18 protein-coding genes are annotated in these 21755 nt (G+C 73.2%); 8 read left to right on the forward strand and 10 right to left on the reverse strand.

From position 1 onward, the window contains the following. Positions 1 to 211: 211 nt before the first annotated feature. From GQF42_RS39695 to GQF42_RS39705, 3 genes are all read right to left on the reverse strand, one after another. Positions 212 to 1129 carry a MurR/RpiR family transcriptional regulator gene (locus GQF42_RS39695; protein WP_199272957.1) on the reverse strand — a complete coding sequence of 306 codons (918 nt, stop codon included), beginning with the start codon at positions 1127 to 1129 and terminating at the stop codon, positions 212 to 214. Positions 1130 to 1207: 78 nt separating this feature from the next. Further along, positions 1208 to 2974, reverse strand: coding sequence for a phospholipid carrier-dependent glycosyltransferase (locus tag GQF42_RS39700; RefSeq protein WP_158928116.1), 1767 nt, complete (start codon positions 2972 to 2974; stop codon positions 1208 to 1210). A gap of 163 nt (positions 2975 to 3137) precedes the next feature. After that, positions 3138 to 3920, reverse strand: coding sequence for a hypothetical protein (locus GQF42_RS39705; protein ID WP_158928118.1), 783 nt, complete (start codon positions 3918 to 3920; stop codon positions 3138 to 3140). A 165-nt stretch (positions 3921 to 4085) separates the two neighbouring features. Between GQF42_RS39705 and GQF42_RS39710 the strand changes: the two genes are divergently transcribed. Further along, complete coding sequence (locus tag GQF42_RS39710; RefSeq protein ID WP_158928120.1) at positions 4086 to 5915, forward strand: hypothetical protein; 1830 nt, start codon at positions 4086 to 4088, stop codon at positions 5913 to 5915. 24 nt (positions 5916 to 5939) lie between these two features. Here the strand turns inward: GQF42_RS39710 and GQF42_RS39715 are convergent, their stop codons facing one another. After that, a complete protein-coding gene (locus tag GQF42_RS39715) occupies positions 5940 to 6602 on the reverse strand; it encodes a nucleoside/nucleotide kinase family protein (RefSeq protein ID WP_158928122.1) in 663 nt (220 codons plus the stop codon). 129 nt (positions 6603 to 6731) lie between these two features. Here GQF42_RS39715 and GQF42_RS39720 point away from each other — a divergent pair, with 129 nt between their 5' ends. Both GQF42_RS39720 and GQF42_RS39725 read left to right on the forward strand, forming a co-directional pair. Then, complete coding sequence (locus GQF42_RS39720) at positions 6732 to 7472, forward strand: HAD family hydrolase (protein WP_158928124.1); 741 nt, start codon at positions 6732 to 6734, stop codon at positions 7470 to 7472. Continuing rightward, entirely contained in the window at positions 7469 to 9832 is a 2364-nt protein-coding gene (locus GQF42_RS39725) for a glycoside hydrolase family 65 protein (RefSeq protein ID WP_158928126.1), read from the forward strand. Before GQF42_RS39720 ends, GQF42_RS39725 begins: the two co-directional genes overlap by 4 nt. A gap of 220 nt (positions 9833 to 10052) precedes the next feature. Here GQF42_RS39725 and GQF42_RS39730 read toward each other — a convergent pair whose 3' ends face one another. Next, the gene (locus tag GQF42_RS39730) at positions 10053 to 10436 is read right to left on the reverse strand and encodes a BlaI/MecI/CopY family transcriptional regulator (protein ID WP_158928128.1); all 384 of its coding nucleotides are present in this window, start codon (positions 10434 to 10436) and stop codon (positions 10053 to 10055) included. A gap of 398 nt (positions 10437 to 10834) precedes the next feature. Here GQF42_RS39730 and GQF42_RS39735 point away from each other — a divergent pair, with 398 nt between their 5' ends. Both GQF42_RS39735 and prcB read left to right on the forward strand, forming a co-directional pair. After that, on the forward strand, positions 10835 to 11782 hold the full coding sequence (locus GQF42_RS39735) for a lysylphosphatidylglycerol synthase transmembrane domain-containing protein (protein ID WP_158928130.1): 948 nt from the start codon (positions 10835 to 10837) through the stop codon (positions 11780 to 11782). A gap of 75 nt (positions 11783 to 11857) precedes the next feature. Then, positions 11858 to 12712 (forward strand): proteasome subunit beta, encoded by an 855-nt coding sequence (gene prcB / locus GQF42_RS39740; RefSeq protein WP_158928132.1) that lies wholly within the window; start codon positions 11858 to 11860, stop codon positions 12710 to 12712. Between the two features lie 109 nt (positions 12713 to 12821). On the opposite strand, the gene GQF42_RS39745 is transcribed toward prcB, so the two are convergent. Genes GQF42_RS39745 through GQF42_RS39765 form a run of 5 tightly spaced genes read right to left on the reverse strand, consistent with a single transcriptional unit; the run spans position 12822 to position 16842 of the window. After that, a complete protein-coding gene (locus tag GQF42_RS39745) occupies positions 12822 to 14195 on the reverse strand; it encodes a sensor histidine kinase (RefSeq protein ID WP_158928134.1) in 1374 nt (457 codons plus the stop codon). After that, a complete protein-coding gene (locus GQF42_RS39750; protein WP_158928137.1) occupies positions 14192 to 14869 on the reverse strand; it encodes a response regulator transcription factor in 678 nt (225 codons plus the stop codon). The genes GQF42_RS39745 and GQF42_RS39750 overlap by 4 nt, the downstream gene beginning before the upstream one ends. Beyond that, positions 14823 to 15575 carry a phosphatase PAP2 family protein gene (locus tag GQF42_RS39755; protein WP_158928139.1) on the reverse strand — a complete coding sequence of 251 codons (753 nt, stop codon included), beginning with the start codon at positions 15573 to 15575 and terminating at the stop codon, positions 14823 to 14825. The genes GQF42_RS39750 and GQF42_RS39755 overlap by 47 nt, the downstream gene beginning before the upstream one ends. Beyond that, positions 15572 to 16183, reverse strand: a complete 612-nt coding sequence (locus GQF42_RS39760) for a phosphatase PAP2 family protein (protein WP_158928141.1) — start codon at positions 16181 to 16183, stop codon at positions 15572 to 15574. Before GQF42_RS39760 ends, GQF42_RS39755 begins: the two co-directional genes overlap by 4 nt. Then, positions 16180 to 16842, reverse strand: a complete 663-nt coding sequence (locus tag GQF42_RS39765; RefSeq protein ID WP_158928143.1) for a DedA family protein — start codon at positions 16840 to 16842, stop codon at positions 16180 to 16182. Before GQF42_RS39765 ends, GQF42_RS39760 begins: the two co-directional genes overlap by 4 nt. Before the next feature lie 227 nt (positions 16843 to 17069). On the opposite strand from GQF42_RS39765, the gene efeU reads away from it, so the two are divergent. From efeU to nicT, 3 genes are all read left to right on the forward strand, one after another. Continuing rightward, on the forward strand, positions 17070 to 19100 hold the full coding sequence (efeU, locus tag GQF42_RS39770) for an iron uptake transporter permease EfeU (protein ID WP_158928145.1): 2031 nt from the start codon (positions 17070 to 17072) through the stop codon (positions 19098 to 19100). A gap of 62 nt (positions 19101 to 19162) precedes the next feature. Continuing rightward, positions 19163 to 20434: an iron uptake transporter deferrochelatase/peroxidase subunit gene (gene efeB, locus GQF42_RS39775; protein WP_158928147.1), complete on the forward strand. Its 1272-nt coding sequence runs from the start codon at positions 19163 to 19165 to the stop codon at positions 20432 to 20434. 160 nt (positions 20435 to 20594) lie between these two features. Further along, positions 20595 to 21746 carry a Nickel transporter NicT gene (gene nicT / locus GQF42_RS39780; RefSeq protein ID WP_199272958.1) on the forward strand — a complete coding sequence of 384 codons (1152 nt, stop codon included), beginning with the start codon at positions 20595 to 20597 and terminating at the stop codon, positions 21744 to 21746. The last annotated feature ends 9 nt before the right edge of the window (positions 21747 to 21755 follow it).

Genomic DNA, 21755 nt, shown 5'->3' on the forward strand with positions numbered 1-21755 from the left:
GCGTGTGGAGGTGCGTGCGCATGGCGGGTCCGTCGGCTTTCTCGGGGCAATGTCCGAGCAGTATTTATATATGCCGTGCGCTTTGCAAGACGTATGAAAACATTCATGCGCGCTTTGTTGTGGATCGTCCCGGTCCAGGACAGGGGGGATCCGCAGGATCTTCACGGGCGCCCGACGGCTGCCCGGCGACCGGCGCGGGCAGCCGCGGTATTCAGTCCTTCAGGAAGAACTGGTGCTGATCGGAGAGCTGCTCGTACTTCTCGAGGCGGGCCTGGGTGCGCTCCGGATCGGCGTCGGTCATGGCCTGCAGCAGCGCTGCCGCCAGCACGCCGGGCGCGGCGTAGGAGTCGAACACCATCCGCGAGCCGGTCCCGGTGGCGAAGACGACGTCGGCCTCGTCGGCCACCGGTCCGAGCGCGAGGTCGGTGACGAGCACGACCTTCAGACCGGCGCCGCGGGCCACCCGGACGGCGTTGAGGGTCTCCTGGGAGTGCCGGGGCATGGCGAAGGCGAGGACCCAGGTGCCGCCGGCCTCACGCGACTGCATCAGCGCGTCGTAGGCCACGCTGCCGCCCCGCGTGACCAGCCGTACGTCGGGATGGATCCGGCGGGCCGCATACCCGAAGTACTCGGCCAGCGACACCGAGATGCGCAGGCCGAGCACGGTCAGCGGGGTGGAGCGGGACAGCGCGCGGCCGACCTGGATGACGCGGTCGGGATCGGCGAAGTCGCGCCGCAGGTTCTCCAGGTTCTCGATCTCGGCGTCGACCGCGGCCTGGAGCTCGTTGGCCCGGTCCTCCTCGCCCGGCCCACCCGCGAGCGTGCTCAGCGCGATCGACTGCAGCTTCTCGCGCAGCGCCGGATAGCCGCTGAAGCCGACGGCGGCGGCGAAGCGGGTGACGGAGGGCTGGCTGACCCCGACCCGGTCGGCCAGCTCGGTGATCGACAGGAATGCGGCCTCGGTGATGTGCTCGATCAGATACTGGGCGATGCGCCGCTGACCCGGTGACAGGCGGGGGCCGTCGAACATTTCCCTGAGTCGTGAGGTCGGTGCCGCCTCGGCCTCGGGCACGCTCTTGCCCGAGGTGATCGCTGATGCCTGGGCGCGTGCCTGCTGCGGCGAGGGCACCGGTCCGCCTCCTTTGTCTGCCACAAGCACTCAACATAGCTCACTCAAAGCTGTGACCAGCGGGTTGAGCGTGCGTGCTCAGCGACGAAAGAGAGTGATCGAATGACCCACATCGTCGATCGGATGACTGGTGGCGATCAGTTCGGCCAGTCGTCCGCGTGCCCTGGCGACCGCCGAGTCCGACACCACCAGCAGCCCGTGCACCCGGTCCGGCGGCACGTCACGCGGATCGGCGGCGTGTATGCCGTAGTACGAGGGCACACCGCTGCCCTTGTACACCAGCCACACCCGCTCATCCGGGTAGCGCTGCCGGAGCCGGTCCGCGAGTCGTCCGAGGTCCTGGCCCCAGTCCACGTTGGAGTCGTGCAGCAGCCGATGGGTGTTGGCCGGCCCGCCGAACGCCTCGTTGGCATACGGCAGGTAGCAGGGGAAGGTCCGCAGCGAAGTCAGCGCCGTCCACAGCACCAGCGCGGCGGCCGCGGCGGCCGTCCACCGCCGGCCCGGGCGCGGCAGGCAGGCCGGTACACAGGCCGCCGTCACCGCCAGGAACACCGGAACGAACAGCGCGTACCGCGTCCCGAAGTCCCGCGAACCCGTCATCGCCGCCGCCAGCAGTACGGCGGGCGGCAGCAGCAGATACGGCGCCGCGGGCCGCAGCCGCCGTACCGCGACGACCGCCACGGCACCGGCCGCACCGAGCGCCAGCAGGCCGAGCGGCGTCTTCACCAGCAGGGCGACGGGCAGGTAGTACCAGCGCGAGCCGGTGTACAGGTGCCCGAACAGATAGCCCTGCCACGGCTGCTCCTCCAGCGCGAACTGCACCCGCATCCCGGCCCGGTACGCGGGCGGCAGCGGCAGCAGGTCCACCAGCCGGCCGCGCAGCCCGTGCAGGGCCGGTACCGGTTCGGCGGGAGAGAACCGCAGCCGAGGGTCGACCACCAGATACGAGGCCCAGACGACGGCGACGGCCACCACCGCCACCACGGCCGCCCCGCCGAGCGCCGGCAGGGGTCTGCGCCGACCGGCGCCGAGCAGGCCCGTGAGTCCCGCGGGCAGGTGCCGCCACCGGTCCGCGCCCGTGCCCGGCCGGCCGGACCGCGTCACCTCCCGGCCCGCGGCGAGGACCGACACCGCCGCGAGCCCCATCAGCACCGGCACCGCGGGCAGCGCGCTCATCTTGGTCGCCACGGCAGCCCCCAAAGCCGCCCCCGCGAGCGGCAGGTACAGCGCGGGCCGCCGGCGCGCCCGCCACACCAGCCACGCCGAGGTCAGCACGAAGCCGGTCATCGGCATGTCCAGCGTCGCCAGTGAACCGTGCGCGATCGGATCGGGCGAGAAGGCGTACAGGGCGAGTGCCACCAAGCCGCCCGCCGTGCCGGTCAGTTCACGGGCGAACGCGAACGCGACCAGCCCGAACAGCAGCGTCAGCGCGATGACCGGCAGCCGCGCCCACAGCATCAGCCGCCCGGGGTCGTTGCCCGACTCGTACAGCAGATGCCGGCCCACGTCCCCTTGCGTGCCGGCGTACCCCGGGTCGTAGTGCGGCCCCGCCACCGCGACCCCGGCCGCGATCAGCAGCTTGCCGAGCGGCGGATGCTCGGGGTTGTAGCGGATCCGGTGCTCGTGCAGATAGTCGGTGGCCGTCGCCACGTACACCGGCTCGTCGATCGTCGGCGTCTGCTGCACGGCCGTCGTCACCATCGCCGCGGCCATCTGGGCGAGCAGCAGCACGACCAGGAGCGGCACCAGCCACCGCCGGTGCCGGCGCACTCCCGTGTACGGGCGGGCCGGTGCTCCGGCAAGAGCCGTCCGGCCGAGGACCAGGTGCTGTTCGCGCGCCATCATCCGCCCCGCGGTGGCACCGGCCGTACGACGGCGGAGGCGGGCGTGGGCCGGATCATGGCCCTACTGTCGCACCGCTCCCACCGCCGGGGGCGTCACCGCTGCACGAGTCGTACCGACAGACCTTCTGCCGTGTACACGGGTACGGCCCGCAGCCTCTCGGAGTTCACCTCGATCCGGGCGAACCGGCCGCGCAGCCGCGGCGCGTCGAGGACCGGCAGGGTGCTGCCCGCGGCAGGTGGCCGCTCGCTGCCGAGCCGCAGCGACAGCGCCGCCGAGCCACCCGGTACCGCCAGTGACGAACCGCCAGCGGCGCCCTGCGGCCCGCGCGCAGAACGACCTCGAGCGTGCCGGCGTCCTGCGCGTAGGCGCCGCGCACCCGCAGCCGCTCGGCGAAGCCCGGCGCGCCGTCCGTGATCCGGACGTCCCCGTGCCGGGCGTCCTTGCCGCCTGCGACCAGCGTGCCCTGGACCAGGACGGTCCCGCCCGTGTACCGGTTGCGGCCGGTCGGCGTGAGCGTGCCCGTGCCGCGCTCGGTGAGGCCGCCGCGCACGTCGATGTCGTTGCGCCCCGCGTCGGCGACCGATAAGCCGCCCGCCGACGCGTCCAGCGTGACCGTGACGTCCGTGTCGAAGGCGCCGTAGCCGTCGGCCGCGGCGAACAGGTCGAGCCGGCCCCACTGCTCGAGGCCGTCGAGCAGCACACACCCGAAGGGCAGGGCGGTGGTACGCAGCACCTCCCGGCGCCGGTCCACGCCCGGACAGGGCAGAGGGGCCTCCAGCAGCACCTCCGCGCCCTGGGGCACGGTCAGCGGCACCTCGCGGCCCTGCCGGGTGAGGGCGAACGTCAGGCGGGGCCGCACCGCGCAGGCATCGGCGCATCGGCGCACGGCAACCGGGCCGGTGCCGGCGGGCGCGCCCACACCCCGGTCCGACCCGGCGGCGGCCACCGGAGCGACCCCACCCTGGTCCCGGACAGGGCAGGCGGCTCCTCCTGCGGTGCGAAGTTCGCCCTGTCGACACGCGCGCTCGCCCCGACGCTCATCTGTTTCCCCGTCTCCCGCAAGAGACTGGTGGCAGGCCTGGCGACCACCACGAAGAAGGGCTGACCCAGCGTGCACCTGCCCCACCAGCGCGGCCCGCTGCACGACCTGCCGGACACCCCGCAGGCGTACGACGCGGTGCTCGCCGACGTGACCGAAGAGGCCCTCGCGCGGCTCACCCCCGAGGGCAGCCTCGAACACCCCGACGCCCACGACGACATCGGCGACACCTCGCTCGGCATCACCTCCCTGCTCGCCCTCGCCTGGCAGCGCGGCAAGGACCCCCGCCTGCCCGAGGCCGTTCGCCGCAGCCTCGTCTTCCACCTGCGCGAGCGCGTCTACACCGGGGACAACCCCGGCTACCCCAACCTGTGTCTGACCAACTCCGGCCTGCCGTACGCCCGTTACGTCCTCGACGCGGGCGCCCACCCCATCGGCGACTGGCCCAGCACGGTCTGGGCGCTGCTCCAGGCGGTCAACGTCCTCGACCAGGCCGAAGGCCTTCTCGGCGACGAACAGCTGGCGGAACTACGGCAGGTGGCCCATGGCTACTGGCGCTGGCTGACCGAGGCGACCTTCTTCAACCCGCAGCGGGCCGGCAACCAGGCCATCGGCTGTGTGGTCGGTGGCCTCATGCTCGCCCGCCATCTCTCCCAAGAGGAAGGGGAGTCGGTGCGGGGGAGGGCACTGAGCCTGTATGCCGAGGAGATCCGCGCCCACCGGGTCCGCGACCGGGGAGCCCTGCTGCCGCCCGAGCACGGTGGTGCCTACGACAACAACTACGGCCCGATCTCCCTGTCCTTCCTCGCCCAGGCCCACCGGGTCAGCGGCACGGAGATGTTCGCCGAGGACGGCGACACCCTCGCCCGCTACCTCGACGCCCGGCTCACCGGCGGCGGCTACGACTGCGGAGGACCGCGCTACAGCGAACAGCACTCGGGTTTCGAATCCGTCCTGGGCCTCAGGTACTTCGGCGCTCGCATCGGCGCCGACCTCGGCCGCTACCGGGGCGACACCCGCTGGGGCCGGCACGCGACGCGGCGCGACGGCCGGATCGACGGGCACTTCGCCTTCATGCTGGTCTGGCAGATCCAGGACCCCACCCGCTGGCACCGCGCTCCGTCCCCGGACGCCGCCCGCCACCAGTTGCGCTCCGGCACCGTCTCCGTGGCTTTCGACAGCCGGATGACCCCCACCCTGGTCGAGGCCGCCGGCACCTACTACCTGCCCGCCGCCGTGCGCCGCCGGCACGGCTTCGGCCCGGTCACCGACGGCTTCCTGCTGTGCCGCCCGATGGGCGAGGTACGGGTCCGCGACGTCCGCGCCGACACACTCGCCGCCAAGCTGGTCACCAAGCCGGTCGTCGGCCGCGACCACGTCCTGCGCCATGTCCGCTCGCTGTACGTCACCGACGGCACGCGCCTGTGGGTGACGGTCGCCGTGGAGCGGCTCGAGGGAGCGCCGTACCTGCTGTCCGGGCTGCCGTACGCGGCCGACGACGGCGACCGGGTGCGCCGCACTGCCGAGGGCGAGGTCACGGCGGCGGGTGCCCTGCGGCTCACCCACCCGGCGGCGCCCGGCGACGAGCACTTCGACGCCCGCGCCGAACTCACCCAGGAACAGGCCGCGTTCGCGCTCGCCGCCGACCCGCGCGGCTACGGCAACCCGGACGAGGGCTGGCGCCACCTGGTCTCCTCCACCGCCCTGGAAGCCGACCCGGCGCCGGGCACCCCGGACGGGCTGCACGTGTTCGCCGTACGGTACGGGCCCGGGGGAGTCTTCGCGCCCGCCTTCGAGGAAGCCGGGGGAGAACTCACCGTACGCACGGAGGCGTTCACGGCGCTCGTCGGTGCCGTGGCCGGGGACGGCCGGGGCGAGCCCTCGCTCACCCTGCGCGGCTGAGCCAAGGCGCCGCACGGCGGGGCGTCAGCCCTCGGGGAGGACGGCGGTGGGCAGCGCGGCGGGCGGCACCACCAGGTCCGCCCGCCCCCGGGTCGCCGCCACCAGGCCGGCGTTGCGCTGGTCCGAGCCCAGCACCCAGGCCACGGCGCTCTCGTGGTCCTTGCCGAACTCCTCGTGCCGGGCGACCAGTCGGCGGATCCGCTCGTCCTCGGCGATCTCGCAGAACCACACCTCGTCCAGCAACGGCCGCACCCGCGCCCACGAACCCTCCGCCAGCAGAAGGTAGTTGCCCTCGGTCACCACCAACCGGGCGGCCGGCGGCACCGGGATCGCGCCCGCAAGGGGCTGCTCCAGGACCCGCTCGAACCCCGGCGCGTACACCACCTCCTCGGTGTCCTCGCGCAGCCGCAGCAGCAGCGCCGCGTACCCGGCCGGGTCGAAGGTGTCCGGCGCGCCCTTGCGGTCCCTGCGGCCCAGGCGGTCGAGTTCGGCGTCGGCCAGATGGAAGCCGTCCATCGGCACGTGCGCGGCCCGGGGCGGGCCGTCCGCGTTCAGCGCGCGCACAAGGTGCGCGGCGAGGGTCGTCTTGCCCGCACCGGGGCTGCCCGCGATGCCGAGCACGGCACGCCGGCCGCCCGCAGCGAGGACACGGGCGCGGGCGAGGAGGTCGTCGAAGGTCAGCGGCACACCGGACAGTGTGGCACCGCCCCCTTCCGGCGGATCCGGAAGTCCCCCACCGCAGACTCTGCCGAGAAGTACGCTCCAGTGTGGCGTGCGCCACCCACTTGAACGCCGATCGTGGGGAAGAGTGCGGGTATGACTCAGCTCGGTCTGCCCGATGCAATCCAAGCCTGTCTGTTCGATCTCGACGGGGTCGTGACCAAGACGGCCGTCGTGCACGCGGCCGCCTGGAAGGAGATGTTCGACCGGTTCCTCAGCGACTTCGACGGCGAGCGGGGACGGCCGTTCGACGCCGTCGCCGAGTACGACGAATACGTCGACGGCCGCCCTCGCGCCGACGGGGTGCGCGCCTTTCTGGACTCGCGCGGCATCCACCTGCCCGAGGGCACCCCGGACGACCCACCGCAGGCCCGTACCGTCCACGGCCTCGGCAACCGCAAGAACGTCCTGCTGCTGGAGAAGATCCGCGCCGGCGGAGTGGAGGCCTACGAGGGCACCCTGCGCTATCTGGAGGCGGTGCGCGCCGAGGGGCTGCGCACGGCGATCGTCTCCTCCAGCGCCAACTGCCGCGACGTACTGCGGGCGGTCGGCGCCGAGCACTTCTTCGACGTACGGATCGACGGTGTCGTGGCCGCCGAGCGGCATCTGCCGGGCAAGCCGCACCCGGACACCTTCCTCGCCGCCGCCCACGACCTCGGCGTCGAGCCGTCCCGCGCGGCCGTCTTCGAGGACGCGCTGGCCGGCATGGACGCGGGCCGCACGGGCGGCTTCGGCTACGTCGTCGGCGTCGACCGCGTCGGCCAGGCCGACGCGCTGTACGCACACGGCGCGACCCTTGTCGTCAAGGACCTCGCCGAGCTGGGAGGCAGGCAGTGATCACCAACCGGTCCTACGCCGTCGAACCGTGGACGGTCCGGGAGACCGCCCTCGACCTCGGCGTCCTCGCCCAGAGCGAGTCGGTGTTCGCGCTGTCCAACGGCCATGTCGGCTGGCGCGGCAACCTCGACGAGGGCGAACCGCACGGTCTGCCCGGCAGCTACCTCAACGGCGTGCACGAGGTGCACCCACTGCCGTACGCCGAGGCCGGGTACGGCTATCCGGAGTCCGGCCAGACGGTCATCAACGTCACCAACGGCAAGATCCTGAGGCTGCTGGTGGACGACGAGCCGTTCGACCTGCGCTACGGCCGGCTCGTCTCCCACGAGCGGGTCCTGGACCTGCGCCGCGGGGTGCTGGAGCGGACCTGCGAGTGGACCTCGCCGGCCGGCTCCACGGTCCGGGTGCGCTCCACCCGGCTGGTGTCGCTGACCCAGCGCGCGGTCGCCGCGGTCGCCTACGAGGTGCAGGCCGTCGGGAGCCGCAGCCGGGTGGTCATCCAGTCCGAGCTGGTCGCCAACGAGACACTGCCCGAGTCCGACGGCGACCCGCGGGCGGCCATGGCCCTGCAGTCGCCGCTGGAGCAGGAGGACCACCTGGCCTCGGGCAGCCGGCTGCGGCTGGTGCACCGCACCCGGCGCAGCGGCCTGCGGGTCGCGGTCGCCGCCGACCACGTCGTCAGCGGCCCGCAGCGTACGACGACCCGCAGCGAGAGCGGCACCGACGTGGCCCGCCTGACCGTCACCTCCGTACTGGAGCCCGGGCAGACGCTGCGGGTGGAGAAGCTGGTCGCGCACGGCTGGTCCGGCACCCGCTCGCTGCCGGCGATGGCCGACCAGGTCGACGCCGCGCTCGCCGCCGCCGCGCACGACGGCTGGCAGGGGCTGCTCGAGGACCAGCGGGACTGCCTGGACGACTTCTGGGCCCGCGCCGACGTCGAGGTGGAGGGCGACGAGGAGATCCAGCAGGCCGTCCGCTTCGCCCTGTTCCACGTCCTGCAGGCCGGCACCCGCGCCGAGCAGCGCGCCATTCCGGCGAAGGGCCTGACCGGCTCCGGGTACGACGGGCACGCCTTCTGGGACACCGAGATGTTCGTGCTGCCCGTGCTCACCCACACCGCGCCCGCGGCCGTCGCCGAGGCGCTGCGCTGGCGGTACAGCACCCTGGACGAGGCCCGCGAGCGCGCGGCCCAGCTGGGGCTCGGCGGCGCCGCGTTCCCGTGGCGCACCATCGCAGGACCGGAGGGCTCGGCGTACTGGCCGGCCGGTACCGCGGCCTTCCACGTGAACGCCGGCATAGCCGACGCGGTCGTCCGGTACGTCGAGGCCACCGGCGACAGCGAGTTCGAGCGCGAGGCGGGCACGGAACTGCTGGTGGAGACGGCCAGGCTGTGGCGCTCGCTGGGCCACCACGACACCCGCGGCGTCTTCCACATCGACGGCGTCACCGGCCCCGACGAGTACAGCGCGGTCGCCGACGACAACACCTACACCAATCTGATGGCACGCAAGAACCTGCTCGCGGCGGCGGACGCCGTCGAACGCCACCCGGGCGAGGCGGCCCGGCTGGGCGTGGACGAGGAGGAGAGTGCCGCCTGGCGGGACGCCGCCGAGGCGATGTACGTCCCCTACAACTCCGAACTCGCCGTCCACGAACAGCACGCCGGATTCACCCGCTACCAGCGCTGGGACTTCGCCGGCACCCGCGCCGAGCAGTACCCGCTGCTGCTGCACTTCCCCTACTTCGACCTCTACCGCAAGCAGGTCGTCAAGCAGGCCGACCTGGTGCTGGCCATGTACACCTGCGCCGACTACTTCGACCAGGGCGACGCGAAGGCGGCCGAGGAGCAGATCGCCCGGAACTTCGCCTACTACGAGCCGCTGACCGTCCGGGACTCCTCGCTGTCGGCCTGCTGCCAGGCGGTCATGGCCGCGCAGACGGGCCATCTGGACCTCGCCTACGCCTACACGGCCGAGGCGGCCCTGATGGATCTGCAGGACCTGGAGCACAACACCCGCGACGGGCTGCACATCGCCTCGCTGGCCGGTACCTGGATGGCGCTGGTGGCGGGCTTCGGCGGGCTGCGCCGCGACGGCGCGAGCCTGCGGTTCGCACCCCGGCTGCCCGGGCGGCTGAGCCGGCTCGCCTTCAACGTCCAGTTCCGTGGCCGTGGGCTGCGCGTGGTCGTCGGCCCGGACAAGGCGACGTACACGCTCCTGGACGGCCCGCCGCTGACCCTGCACCACCACGGCGAGCCGCTGACGGTGAGCACCGCCGACCCGGCCGTCCGCGCCGTACCGCCGCCGGTGCGCCGCCCGGCCCCCGAGCAGCCACCGCACCGGGTGCCGGGCGCGGGCTGAGGCTGCACGGCACACATCGGGCCCGAGCCCGGCCCGTGGCGGTGGCCAGGGGCCGGGCACCTGTCTGCGGAGGCCGCCCAACGTCCTCGAGATGCGGGCGGGCGACGACCAGCCCCGCCACGGCTGAGCCGGCCCCGGGCGCCGGGCCTGCGTCGACGGAGCACCGGGCCGAAGACGTCCCGCCGCAGCTACGGCACCGGCGCGGCGTGCACCTCGGACCTCATGCGCCGCCCTCGGCGAGCAGGGTGCGCAGCGCCCGCTCCTCCTCAGGGCTCAGCCCCGTGACGAACTGCTGGAGCGCGGCGATCGGGTCCGGGCCCCGGGACAGGGCCTCGTGCATCGCCTGGGCGGTCAGTTCCGCCGCGTTCTTCGCCGGCCGGTACGCACCCCGCCGCCCGTTCGCGTCGCGCAGCACCAGCCCCTTGTCGTACAGGCGTTTGAGGATGGTGTGCACCGTGTTGTAGGCCAGTGCCCCGTCGACCTCGGCCTGGATCTCCGCCGGGGTCAACGGCCGCTCGGTGGCCCACAGTGCGGCCAGCACCTCGCTCTCCAGCGCCCCGGCGCTGCGCCGCTCCGCCCTGCCGCGGGACTCTGTGCCAGCCATGCCCCAACCTTACAGCGCGTAGTGCGTAGGCCGGATGGCCCCGTCCACCGGGCAAGAGGCTGGGATACGGGGTATTTTGGCGGTGTTTTCCCCCGGGCCCGGCGGCGCCTTTGCCGTGCCTCGGCGGTGTTCTCCTGACTCCGGCCTTACCCTACAAACTGTAGGGTGACCGGGGTCCCGCACGCCGCGGGGGCAGGAGGGGTGATGAGGGCCCGCAGCGCGCACGTCACACTCGCCGGACCACCGAGCGAGCGTTCCCACGGCCTGCCCGTCGCCGGCCGCCGCCCCCGGGTCACCGCCCTCGCACCGGCCCGGCCGACCCCGGCCGGGCCTGGCACGCCCGGCCGGCGGGCTCCGGCCGCCTCGCTCCGCGCAACCGGCGTACCCGGGTGCGGCCGATGACGTCCCCGCCGGACCTCGCCGCGCCCCCTGTCCGGCGCCGCGCCCACTGGCACGTGTCCGTCCTGCTCGCCGTCCTGCTCGGCGGGCTCTACCTGGTCCGCCGGCACTGGCCCGTACTCGAGAGCGGGGCCGGGCGGCTGGCCGGGGCCGACCAGGGCTGGATGCTGGTCGGCGCGACAGCGGCCCTGGGCACCTGGGCGGCCTCGGCGCTGGCCCAGCAGGGCGCGGTCCTGCGACGGCTGCCCCGGCCCCGGCTGTTCGCCGCCCAGTTCGCCGCCTCCGCCGCGGGCCACCTGCTGCCCGCCGGGCTCGGCGCCGGCGCGGTCAACCTGCGGTTCCTCATGCGCTGCGGACTGCCCGCGGGCCGCAGCGCCAGCGCCGTCGCCGTCAAGGCCACCGCCGGTGCCGTCGTCCGCCTCGCGCTGATCGCGCTGCTCGCCCCGGTCTGCCCGGGCCTGCTGCACCCGCCGCGCCTGTCGCCGACCGTACTCGCCGTCGCAGCGGGCTGTGCCGTCCTCCTTTCGGCGCTGCTCGCGACCCCCTGGTGGCCACGCTGCCGCCGAGCCCTCGCCGTCGTACTCGCCGACATCCGCGCGCTGCACGCCTGCCCCAGCCGCGCGGCGGCCCTGTGGGGCGGCTCCCTCGCCTTCGCCGCGCTGCACTGCCTGGTCCTCATCGCCGTCGGTCAGGCCGTCGGACTGCCCCTGCCCCCGCTCCAGGTGGCCCTGCTGTACCTCGCCGCCAGCAGTGCCGCCGCCCTGCTGCCCACCCCGGGCGGCCTCGGCTCCCTGGACGCGGCCCTCGCCCTCGCCCTCACCGTCTCCGGCGCCCCCGGCGTGGCCGCCGCCTCCGCCGTGCTCGGCTACCGGCTGCTGACGGTGTGGCTGCCCCTGCTCCCGGGCCTGCTGGTGCTGGGGTTGCTGGTGCGACGCAAGGCCCTGTGAGGGCCGCGGAGTTTCCCGCGGGCCCGCTTCAGGTAGGAGTCGGGTGTCGACATGCCGCACAGGAGGGGGAGAGCCATGGCGGGGAACGACCCGGCGGGGCTGCCGGACGAGGCGTTCTTCACACCCGGTACGTCGTCCTTCACCGAGTTCCTGGCCACCCACCGCCCCGGGCTCCTGCCCACCCGGCCCCGGCTGCCCGAGGGCGTACGGACGGCCCCCGACAGCTACCCGCACGGCACCACGGTGCTCGCCCTGACCTACGGCGACGGTGTGCTGATCGCCGGCGACCGCCGGGCCACCATGGGCAACCTGATCGCCCAGCGCGACCTCGAAAAGGTGCACCCCGCCGACGACTTCACGGCCGTCGCCTTCGCCGGCACCGTCGGCCTCGCCGTCGACATGGTCCGTCTGTACCAGGTCGAGCTGACGCACTTCGAGAAGATCGAGGGCATCCCGATGACCCTCGCGGGCAAGGCGACCCGGCTCGCGACGATGATCCGGCAGAACCTCGCCCAGGCCATGCAGGGCCTCGCCGTCGTCCCGCTGCTCGCCGGGTACGACGTCACCGCCCCCGACGGCGGACGCGGCCGCATCTTCGGCTTCGACCCAGTCGGCGGCCTGTACGAGAAGGCCGACTTCTACGCCGAGGGCTCCGGCTCGCCGTACGCCCGGGGCGCTCTGAAGAAGCTGTACCGGCCCGGCCTGACCCGCCGCGAGGCCGTCCTCGCCGCGCTCCAGGCGCTGTACGACGCGGCGGACGACGACTCCGCCACCGGCGGCCCCGACCTGAACCGCCGTATCTTCCCCGTGGTGGCCTCGATCACCGAGGACGGCTTCGAGCGGCTGGCGCGGACGGAGACCGAGGAACTGAGCCACGAGATGATCCTGCGCCGCGGCGACCGCCCGGACGGACCGCACGCCGCGCCCTGACCGCGGCCGGCCGAACGCCCCGGATGCGCTCGGGCGCTGCTCCTGCCCGATCACGACCCGTGAGGACGTCACCGAGGAGCGGACCGCACGGCAGAGTGCCCGGGCGCGCTCAGCCCGCGGGCAGGGTCACCACGAACCGTGCCCCGGGCCCGTGCTCGAGGTCGTGGGACACCTCGCCGCCGGCGGAGCGGGCCAGGCGCCGTGCGAGCGGCAGCCCGAGGCCCGCCCCACCGTGCCCGTCGCCGGGGTCGGCCCGTCTGCCGGGCTGGAAGAGCAGCGCCGTGAAGGCCGAGGGCACACCCGGGCCGTCGTCCGTGACCTCGACGCGTATGCCGCCGTCCTCACGGCCCGCGCCGAGCGTGACCGTCGTACGGGCGTAGCGCACCGCGTTGGCCAGCAACGGAGCGACCATGCGCTCGAGAAGCGCCGCAGGGACCCCGGCCGTCAGCGGCCCCGGCCCGCCCGGGACGACGACCCGCACCACGCCGGAACCGTCCGCGTGCGCGGCCAGCCCGTGCAGTACGGCCGCCACGTCGGCGGTGCCGGGAGCCGTGGACACGCCCTCGCGGGCCTCGGCCAGCAGTGTGTCGCAGATGGTGCGCATCGACTGCGCGGCCTCGGCGACGACGTCCAGGGACGCGGTCGTCTCGGCACCGGACCGGGGGCGGGCGCGCCACCAGTCCAGTTCGGCGACGATCCGGCTGAGCGGGGTGCGCAGTTCGTGGGACAGTTCGCCGGTCAGCTGCCGCTCGTGCCGCAGCACCGCGCGGATGCGGTCCAGCAGGGAGTCCAACGAGGCGCCGAGCGCGGCAAGTTCGGCCGGCCCGCCCCGGCCCGCGAAACGCTCCCCGGACCCCACGGCACTCCACTGCGTCGCCTGGTCCGTCATGGTGCGCACCGGCCGCAGCGCCCGCCCCACCGCCAGCCGGGTCAGTGCGTAGGTGCAGGCGAGCATCACCGCGTCCAGCGCGAACGAGCCCAGCAGCAGGGTCCGGGCCGAGCTGCGGTACGGCGCGAGGTCCAGCGCCGTGACCACGGTGGTCCGTGCCGCGCCACCGGGCACCGGCTCCGCGCACAGCCGCACCGTGTCGGGACCGCCCACCGTGCGGCAGGCGCGCCCTCCCCGGGCGGCCAGGGTGCCGGCGGCGCGGGTGAGTCCACCGGCCCCGGACGGGGGCTGCTCCAGCAGCCGGCCGCCGGCGTAGATCCAGGCGTTGGTGTCCAGCAGCCGGTCGCCGGAGGTCTCCAGCACCCGCACCCGGCCGTGCCGCGTGTCGACGGTCGTGGCCACGGCCGCCGCGCGGGTGCGCAGTTCGTCGTCCGCCTCCCGCTGCAGGCGGTGGCGGACCACGGTGTTGAACACCACGGTGAGGATCACGATCAGCAGCGCGGCCGTGGTCAGCGCGACCAGGGAGAGCCGCCCGCGCAGCGTGCGGGGCGCGAGCCGGGCGAGGAGCGGCCGGAGCTGTGCACAGGACCTCATGTCAGCCGGTGGCCGATCCCGCGAGCGGTGGCGATGGTCAGCTCGCTGCCGGCCGCGCGCAGCTTGCGGCGCAGCCGGGTCAGATACTGGTCCAGCGTGTTCTCGCTGACGCGCGCTCCTTCCGGCCAGCCGGCGCGCAGCAGCTCGCGCCGTCGCACCAGCTCCCCGCCGGCCGCCGTGAGCGCGGCCAGCAGCCGGAACTCGGTCGGGGTGAGGTCCACGCGGCTGCCGTCCACGGTGGCGCCGTGCCGGACGGCGTCCAGCACCAGAGCGCCCGCGGCAGTTGACGCGGAGGCCGGCGTGGCCGGGGGTGCGGCCCGGCGCAGTGCGGCGCGCAGCCGGGCGGCCAGCTCGGCGAGGTGGAAGGGCTTGGGCAGGTAGTCGTCGCCGCCGGCCGAGAAGCCCGACAGCCGGTCGGTCAGCCCGTGCCGGGCGGTCAGGAAGACGACCGGGGCGTGGAACCCGCCCGCGCGCATCGCCTGGCAGACGTCGCGGCCGTCGGCGTCGGGCAGGCCGACGTCCAGCACCACGGCGGACACGTCCGGCGTCGCCAGCCGCAGGGCGGTGGCGCCGTCGGGCGCCGTGACCGTGTCGAAGTCCTCGTCGTGCAGACCACGGCGCAGTACGTCACGCAGGGCGTGATCGTCCTCGACGATGAGGATCCTGGGGCGCATCTCTCTCCACCGGCCCGTCGGCCGGACCGCTCGGATGGGGTGTGCCCGGCTCGGGGGCACGCGGGAGGAAGCGCGCGGGCAGCCACCGGGCCACCGCGCGCACGAACAGGGCGAGCCAGCCAGTGGCGAAGAGCCAGCCGCCGACGACGTCGGTGAACCAGTGCACGCCGAGGTAGACCCGGGTCAGGCCGACGCCCACGCCCCACAGCGCGGCCAGCAGACACAGCGCGGTCCGGCCCCGCGGAGTGCGCAGACAAAGGGCCAGGATCAGCAGCCCCGCCGTGACCGCGCTCGTCGTGGTGTGGCCCGAGGGGAACGACCAGCCGGAGGCCTGTGTCTGCCAGTCGTACCGCGGCGGCCGGGCACGGGCGACCAGGTCCATCACGCCCAGGCGCACCGCCTGGCCCGTGCCGAGGCAGGCCACGGCCAGAGCGGCCGCCACCAGCCGCTGCCGTGCGCTGCGCCCCGCGATCAGCCCGGCCACCACCGCCAGGACGTACGGCACGGCGCCCGTACCCGTCGAGGTCAGCCCGCGGGCGACCGCCACCGCCACCGGCGGGCGGTGCCCGACGGACCAGGACAGCAGTTCCAGGTCCGGAAAGAGGGGGCCCTGGTCGCTGATCACCACCGCGCTCAGCACCGCGAACGCCATCCAGGCGCCCAGGGCCACCGTGCCCGCCGGCTCCGCCGGGCTCCTCGGCCTCATGCCGGGTCCGACACCAGCACCGGGCGCAGCCGGGTCCCCGACAGCCGTCCGGGCAGATCCTCGGGCAGCCGTTTCAGGGCGGACATCGCAAGGAAGGCCACCGCCGCGCCGATCGCCGCCCCCACGGCGACGTCGTGCGGATAGTGGACCCCGACCCACACCCGGGACGCCCCCATGGCACCCGCGCACAGGGCCGCCACCGCGCCGAGACGCCGGGAGACGAAGAACAGGGCCGTCGCCGCCGCGAAGGCGATGGCCGCGTGGTTGCTCGGGAACGACCAGTCGCCCCGCGCGGGACACGCCTCCAGCGTGCGAAAGGCCAGATGCCGGCACGGCCGGTCCTCGGCCACCAGCGGTTTCACCACACTGGTCACCGCGTAGGCCAGCACCACTACCACCGGGACGGCGAGCGCCGTCACGGCCGCGCTCGCGCCGTCCCGCCGGGCCCGCCACCAGGCGGCGAGCATGAGCAGGGCGAACACCCCGAGCCCGTACGCCGACCAGAGCGCGATCGTGCCGTCCAGCCAGCCGGGGGCGCGGTGGGCGAGGTCCACCACGTCCCGGTAGAGCGGGCCGTCGACCGAGGAGCCCGTCAGCGCGAGGTTCATCCGCGCACCTCCCGGGCGGCCCTGCGGGAGCGCAGCAGCTCGACGGCGAGCGGCAGCAGGGACACGACGACGATCAGCGCGATGACCGGCAGCAGGTACTTGTCGATGTCCGGGATCGAGGAGCCCAGCGCGTATCCGGCGAGGGTGAGGCCGAGGCTCCACACGAGCCCGCCCACCGTCTGCCAGACGGTGAAGGTCCTCGCCGGCACACCGAGCGCGCCCGCCATCGGGTTCAGCACCGTGCGCACCACGGGGACGAAGCGGGCCAGCACGATGGCCTTCGCATGGCCGTACCGCTCGAGCAGTTCCTCGGCGCGCTGCGCGCCCTCGCGCAGCTTCGCCGACCGGGTGCGGGCCAGCAGCGCCCCGCCCGCCTTCCGGCCGATCAGGAAGCCGCACTGCGAGCCGGCCAGGGCGCCGACGGCCGCCGCGACGAGCAGTGGGCCGAGCGAGAGATGCAGCCCGCGGTCGGCGGACGCGGTGCACAGCAGGCCGGCGGTGAACAGCAGTGAGTCCCCGGGCAGGAAGAACCCGATCAGCAGGCCGGTCTCGGCGAAGAGCACCACGCCGACGCCGAGCACGCCGAAGGCGGCGAGCAGCGAGTGGGCATCGAGCACATTGACCGCGAGCTGCGACGCCAGGTGTGGGGGAGTGGCCATCGCCGTACGCCCTTCCTTTCGGCTTCCTACGAAGTGCATCCCGACTGCATCCGACTACATATTTGTAGACGTCCGACTGGACTGTAGACGAATCCGAGGCACCGATCGTTCCCGGCCTTTGCCTTGCCATTACTCATTCATGACTGACTGAATACGCGCCCGTAGTCATGATGGTCCGCGAAGGTTAGGCATGCCTTCACTAAGTAGGTCTGGGAGGGCAGCAGGTCATGTGGGACGACGCGTTTCCGAGTTTCCTGATCGGTTTGAGGGAGGGACTCGAAGCCGGACTCATCGTCTCCATCCTGGTGGCCACCCTGGTCAGAGCCGAGGCGCGCTCGCGGCTGCCCCAGGTGTGGACCGGCGTCCTGGCCGCCGTCGCGGTGGCCATGAGCTTCGGCGCAGTGCTCACCTTCACCGCCGCGTCCATGCCGCAGACCGCCCAGGAGGCGTTCGGCGGCGTCCTCAGCGTGATCGCCGTGGCGTTCGTCACCGCCATGGTCTTCTGGATGCGCCGCTCGGCCCGCAACCTGTCGAGCGAGCTGAAGGAGAAGGTGACCGGCGCGCTCGCGATGGGCTCCGGCATGCTGATCCTCACCTCCTTCCTCGCGGTCGGCCGTGAGGGCCTGGAGACGGCCCTCTTCCTGTGGACCACCGCGCGGGCGGCGGGCGAGTCGGCCGGACCGCTGACCGGCGCCGGCATCGGCCTCGTCCTCGCGGCCGGCCTGTGCTGGGGCCTGTACCGGCGCGTCCTCAAGATCAACCTGACGAAGTTCTTCACCGCCACCGGCGCCGTCCTGATCGTCATCGCGGCCGGAGTCCTCGGCTACGGCCTGCGCGATCTGCAGGAGGGCGGTGTCCTGCCCGGCAAGACCACCTACGCGTTCGACCTCGCCGGCAGCATCGACCCCGGCTCCTGGTACAGCACCCTGGTCCAGGGCGTGTTCAACCTGATGCCCACCATGACCTGGCTCCAGGTCATGGGGTACGTCGCCTATCTTGCCGTCGTGATGACGCTGTTCGTGCGCGGCGTGCGTGCCACGGCTCCCAAGCCGGCCGCGCAGCGCCCCGCGGACGAGCCGAAGGCCGAGCGGCCCGCGCGGCGCCGTCCGGTCTGGGTCGTGCCGGCCGCCGTGGTCGCCGTACCCGCCGTCATAGCCGGCTGCGTCGTCGCCTTCTCGCGGCCCAAGCCCGCCGGGGACCAGACCGTCGCCGTCTCCGAGACCGAGTGCGGCAAGGGCTTCACCGCGCCCAAGCCGGGCCGGCAGACCTTCCAGATGAAGAACACCGGCGGCAAGACCTCCGAGGTCTACCTCGTCGACCCGTCGAGCAACGCGGTGTACGGCGAGATCGAGGGCCTGGCCCCCGGCACCACCCGCGACCTCGTCGCCACCGTGGCCGGCGGCACCTATGCCTGGCGCTGCGTCCCCACCGGCGGCAGGACCGTCACCTCCAAGTCGGTCACCGTCAGCGGCGGCGGCGCCGCCATGCCGGTCGTTCCGGTCTCCGAGCAGGACCTCGCCGCGCCCCTGAAGGCGTACAAGGCGTACGTCGGCCAGGGCCTGGCCACCCTCGTCACCCAGACCCGCACCCTCGCCGACGACATCAAGGGCAACCACCTGGACAGGGCCCGCACCGACTGGCTCACCGCCCACCGCACCTACTCCTCGCTCGGCGCCGCCTACGGCACCTTCGAGGACTTCGACAAGAAGATCAACGGCCGGGCCGACGGACTGCCCGGCGGCGTCGCGGACAAGGACTTCACCGGCTTCCACCGCCTGGAGTACGGCCTGTGGCACGGCCAGTCGGCCAAGGACCTGACCGGCCCCGCCCAGCAGCTCGCCACGGACTGTGCCGGACTGCGCAACGCCTTCCCGAGCCAGGACTTCGACCCGGGTGACCTGCCGCTGCGTGCCCACGAGATCCTCGAGAACACCCTCCAGTTCGAGCTGACCGGCGACACCGACGAGGGCAGCGGCACCAACCTCGCCACCGCCGACGCCAACCTCTCCGGCACCCGTGAGCTGCTCACCGTTCTCAAGCCGCTGCTCACCACGCGCGCGCCCAAGCTGCTCCCCACGGTCGACGCGGACATCGCGCGCGTGCAGAAGCTCCTGGACGCGGCCCACGACGGCGAGCACTGGACGGCCGTCGACAAGCTGGCGCAGACCGACCGGCAGCGGCTGAACGGCGCCACCGGCCAGTTGCTGGAGGACCTCGCGCCGGTACCGGACCTGCTCGAGATCCGGAAGTCCGCCTGATGAACGACGACGCCTGCCCGATGGCGCCCGCGCACCCCCCGCACTCCGAAGGGAACCCACCGATGCCGACCGCCGACACGCCGACCTGCCCCGTCGGCCCCGCCCGCCGCTCCTTCGTGCGGTCCGCGCTGGGCGCCGGCGCCGCCGGAGCGGTCCTGGCCGGCGGCGGCTTCGCCCTCGGGGAGAGCGGCGGCACGGCCGAGGCGCAGACCCCGAACGCCGACAGCAGCGCCAAGGTCCCCTTCCACGGTGCCCACCAGGCGGGGATCGTCACCCCCGCGCCGGCCGCCGCCACCTTCGTCTCGCTGAACGTGATCGCCGAGGACCGCCGGGGCCTGACCGATCTGCTCAAGACCATCACCGAGCGGGCCCGCTTCCTCACCTCCGGCGGCGCACCGGCCGACCTCGGCGTCGGCGCGCCGCCCTCCGACAACGGCATCCTCGGCCCCGAGGTCCCCTCGGACGGCCTCACGATCACCCTCGGCGTCGGCGCCTCCCTCTTCGACGACCGCTACGGCCTCGCCAAGGCCCGGCCCGCCCGCCTCACCCCGATGCGGACCTTCCCCAACGACAACCTGAACGCCGCCGAATGCCACGGCGACCTGTCGCTGCAGATCTGCGCCCAGAGCACGGACACCGTGCTGCACGCGCTGCGCGACATCGCCAGGCACACGCGTGGCGCCATGCAGATCAAGTGGCGCATCGACGGCTTCCAGAACGCCCCGCGCCCCACCGGCGCCCAGCGCAACCTGCTCGGCTTCAAGGACGGCATCGCCAACCCGGACGTGAACTCCGCGCGCGAGACGGACAAGCTGATCTGGGTCGGCGACGGCCAGGGCGAGCCCGCCTGGACCACCGGCGGCAGCTACCAGGTGATCCGGGTCATCCGGATGCTGGTGGAGTTCTGGGACCGGGTCTCGCTGAGCGAGCAGGAGAAGATGTTCGGCCGCCGCAAGGACACCGGCGCCCCGCTCGACGGCGCCAAGGAGACAGACATCCCCCAGTACGCCAAGGACCCCAAGGGCAACGCGATCCCGCTGGACGCCCACATCCGGCTCGCCAACCCGCGCACCGCGCAGAGCGACAGCTCCCGCATCCTGCGCCGCGGATTCAACTACGACCGGGGCGTGGACAACGTCGGCAACCTCGACATGGGCCTGGTGTTCTGCTGCTACCAGCAGGACGTCAAGCGGCAGTTCGAGGCCGTACAGACCCGGCTGATCGACGAACCCCTCGTCGACTACATCTCCCCGACGGGCGGCGGCTACTTCTTCGCCCTTCCCGGTGTGCGGGACAGCAAGGACTGGCTGGGCAGCGGGATGCTGTCCGCCTGAGCGTTTCCCCAGGTCCAGGGCAGGTCTTTCCCTTTTCTTTTCCTTTTCCATGGGAAAGGCCTGCCGCGCTCTTTACTGCACATGACTTGCAAGTAGGAGAGGATGGCACAAGGCTGCGGGGTGCAGCCGTACCCTCACGACCTAAGGACAGACCCTCCCGATGACGGCCGCCCCTGGTTCCGCTCCATCCCTCCCCGCCCAGGCCGACCGCAAGCGGTCGGCCTGGCAGCGCGTCCGGGGCTCCATGACGCGCCAGGAGTGGATCAGGGTCGGCGGGATGGCCGGCTTCGTCCTCGCGCTGCACATCATCGGCTGGGGGACCCTGGTCGGCATCATCGCGCCCCAGCACTTCAGCGTGGGCAAGGAGTCCTTCGGCATCGGCATCGGCGTGACCGCCTACACGCTCGGCATGCGGCACGCCTTCGACGCCGACCACATCGCGGCGATCGACAACACCACCCGCAAGCTCATGGGCGAGGGACAGCGCCCCTTGTCGGTCGGCTTCTGGTTCTCCCTCGGCCACTCCAGCATCGTCTTCGGCCTCTCCCTGCTGCTCTCCCTCGGGATGAAGACCCTGGCCGGCCCGGTCCGCGACGACAACTCCCACCTGCACCAGGTCACCGGCCTGATCGGTACGACGGTCTCCGGCGCCTTCCTCTACCTCATCGCCGGTATCAACCTCGTCATCCTGGCCGGCATCTGGAAGGTGTTCCGCCGGATGCGCACCGGCCAGTACGACGAGGCCGCCCTGGAGCACCAGCTCAACAACCGCGGCTTCATGAACCGCCTGCTCGGACGCGTCACCGGCTCGATCAGCAAGCCGTGGCAGATGTACCCGCTGGGCCTGCTGTTCGGCCTCGGCTTCGACACCGCCACGGAGATCGCCCTGCTGGTCCTCGCCGGCTCGGGCGCCGCCTCCGGCCTGCCCTGGTACGCCATCCTGACCCTGCCGATCCTGTTCGCGGCCGGCATGTCGCTGCTCGACACCATCGACGGCTCCTTCATGAACTTCGCCTACGAATGGGCGTTCTCCAAGCCGGTCCGCAAGGTCTACTACAACCTGACCATCACCGGCCTGTCCGTCGCCGTCGCCCTGATCATCGGCACCGTCGAACTCCTCGGCCTCCTCGCCGACAAGCTGGACCTGCACGGCGCCTTCTGGGACTGGGTCTCCGGCCTCGACCTCAACACGGTCGGCTTCGTCATCGTCGGCCTCTTCTTCGCCACCTGGGCGATCGCCCTGCTGGTCTGGAAGGCGGGCCGCATCGAGGAGAAGTGGACGGCGGGCCTGGCGGAACAGTCCGCGGACTGACCCGGCAGA

Source organism: Streptomyces broussonetiae (assembly GCF_009796285.1).
Lineage (GTDB): Bacteria > Actinomycetota > Actinomycetes > Streptomycetales > Streptomycetaceae > Streptomyces > Streptomyces broussonetiae.

Excerpts from the sequence above, each read along its gene's own strand:
- GQF42_RS39745 (WP_158928134.1), bottom strand. The coding sequence starts at position 14,195 with ATGAGGTCCTGTGCACAGCTCCGGCCGCTCCTCGCCCGGCTCGCGCCC.
- GQF42_RS39735 (WP_158928130.1), top strand. The coding sequence starts at position 10,835 with ATGACGTCCCCGCCGGACCTCGCCGCGCCCCCTGTCCGGCGCCGCGCC.
- GQF42_RS39700 (WP_158928116.1), bottom strand. The coding sequence starts at position 2,974 with ATGATGGCGCGCGAACAGCACCTGGTCCTCGGCCGGACGGCTCTTGCC.
- GQF42_RS39765 (WP_158928143.1), bottom strand. The coding sequence starts at position 16,842 with ATGGCCACTCCCCCACACCTGGCGTCGCAGCTCGCGGTCAATGTGCTC.
- GQF42_RS39750 (WP_158928137.1), bottom strand. The coding sequence starts at position 14,869 with ATGCGCCCCAGGATCCTCATCGTCGAGGACGATCACGCCCTGCGTGAC.
- efeB (WP_158928147.1), top strand. The coding sequence starts at position 19,163 with ATGCCGACCGCCGACACGCCGACCTGCCCCGTCGGCCCCGCCCGCCGC.
- prcB (WP_158928132.1), top strand. The coding sequence starts at position 11,858 with ATGGCGGGGAACGACCCGGCGGGGCTGCCGGACGAGGCGTTCTTCACA.
- GQF42_RS39730 (WP_158928128.1), bottom strand. The coding sequence starts at position 10,436 with ATGGCTGGCACAGAGTCCCGCGGCAGGGCGGAGCGGCGCAGCGCCGGG.
- nicT (WP_199272958.1), top strand. The coding sequence starts at position 20,595 with ATGACGGCCGCCCCTGGTTCCGCTCCATCCCTCCCCGCCCAGGCCGAC.
- GQF42_RS39755 (WP_158928139.1), bottom strand. The coding sequence starts at position 15,575 with ATGAGGCCGAGGAGCCCGGCGGAGCCGGCGGGCACGGTGGCCCTGGGC.
- GQF42_RS39760 (WP_158928141.1), bottom strand. The coding sequence starts at position 16,183 with ATGAACCTCGCGCTGACGGGCTCCTCGGTCGACGGCCCGCTCTACCGG.
- efeU (WP_158928145.1), top strand. The coding sequence starts at position 17,070 with ATGTGGGACGACGCGTTTCCGAGTTTCCTGATCGGTTTGAGGGAGGGA.
- GQF42_RS39720 (WP_158928124.1), top strand. The coding sequence starts at position 6,732 with ATGACTCAGCTCGGTCTGCCCGATGCAATCCAAGCCTGTCTGTTCGAT.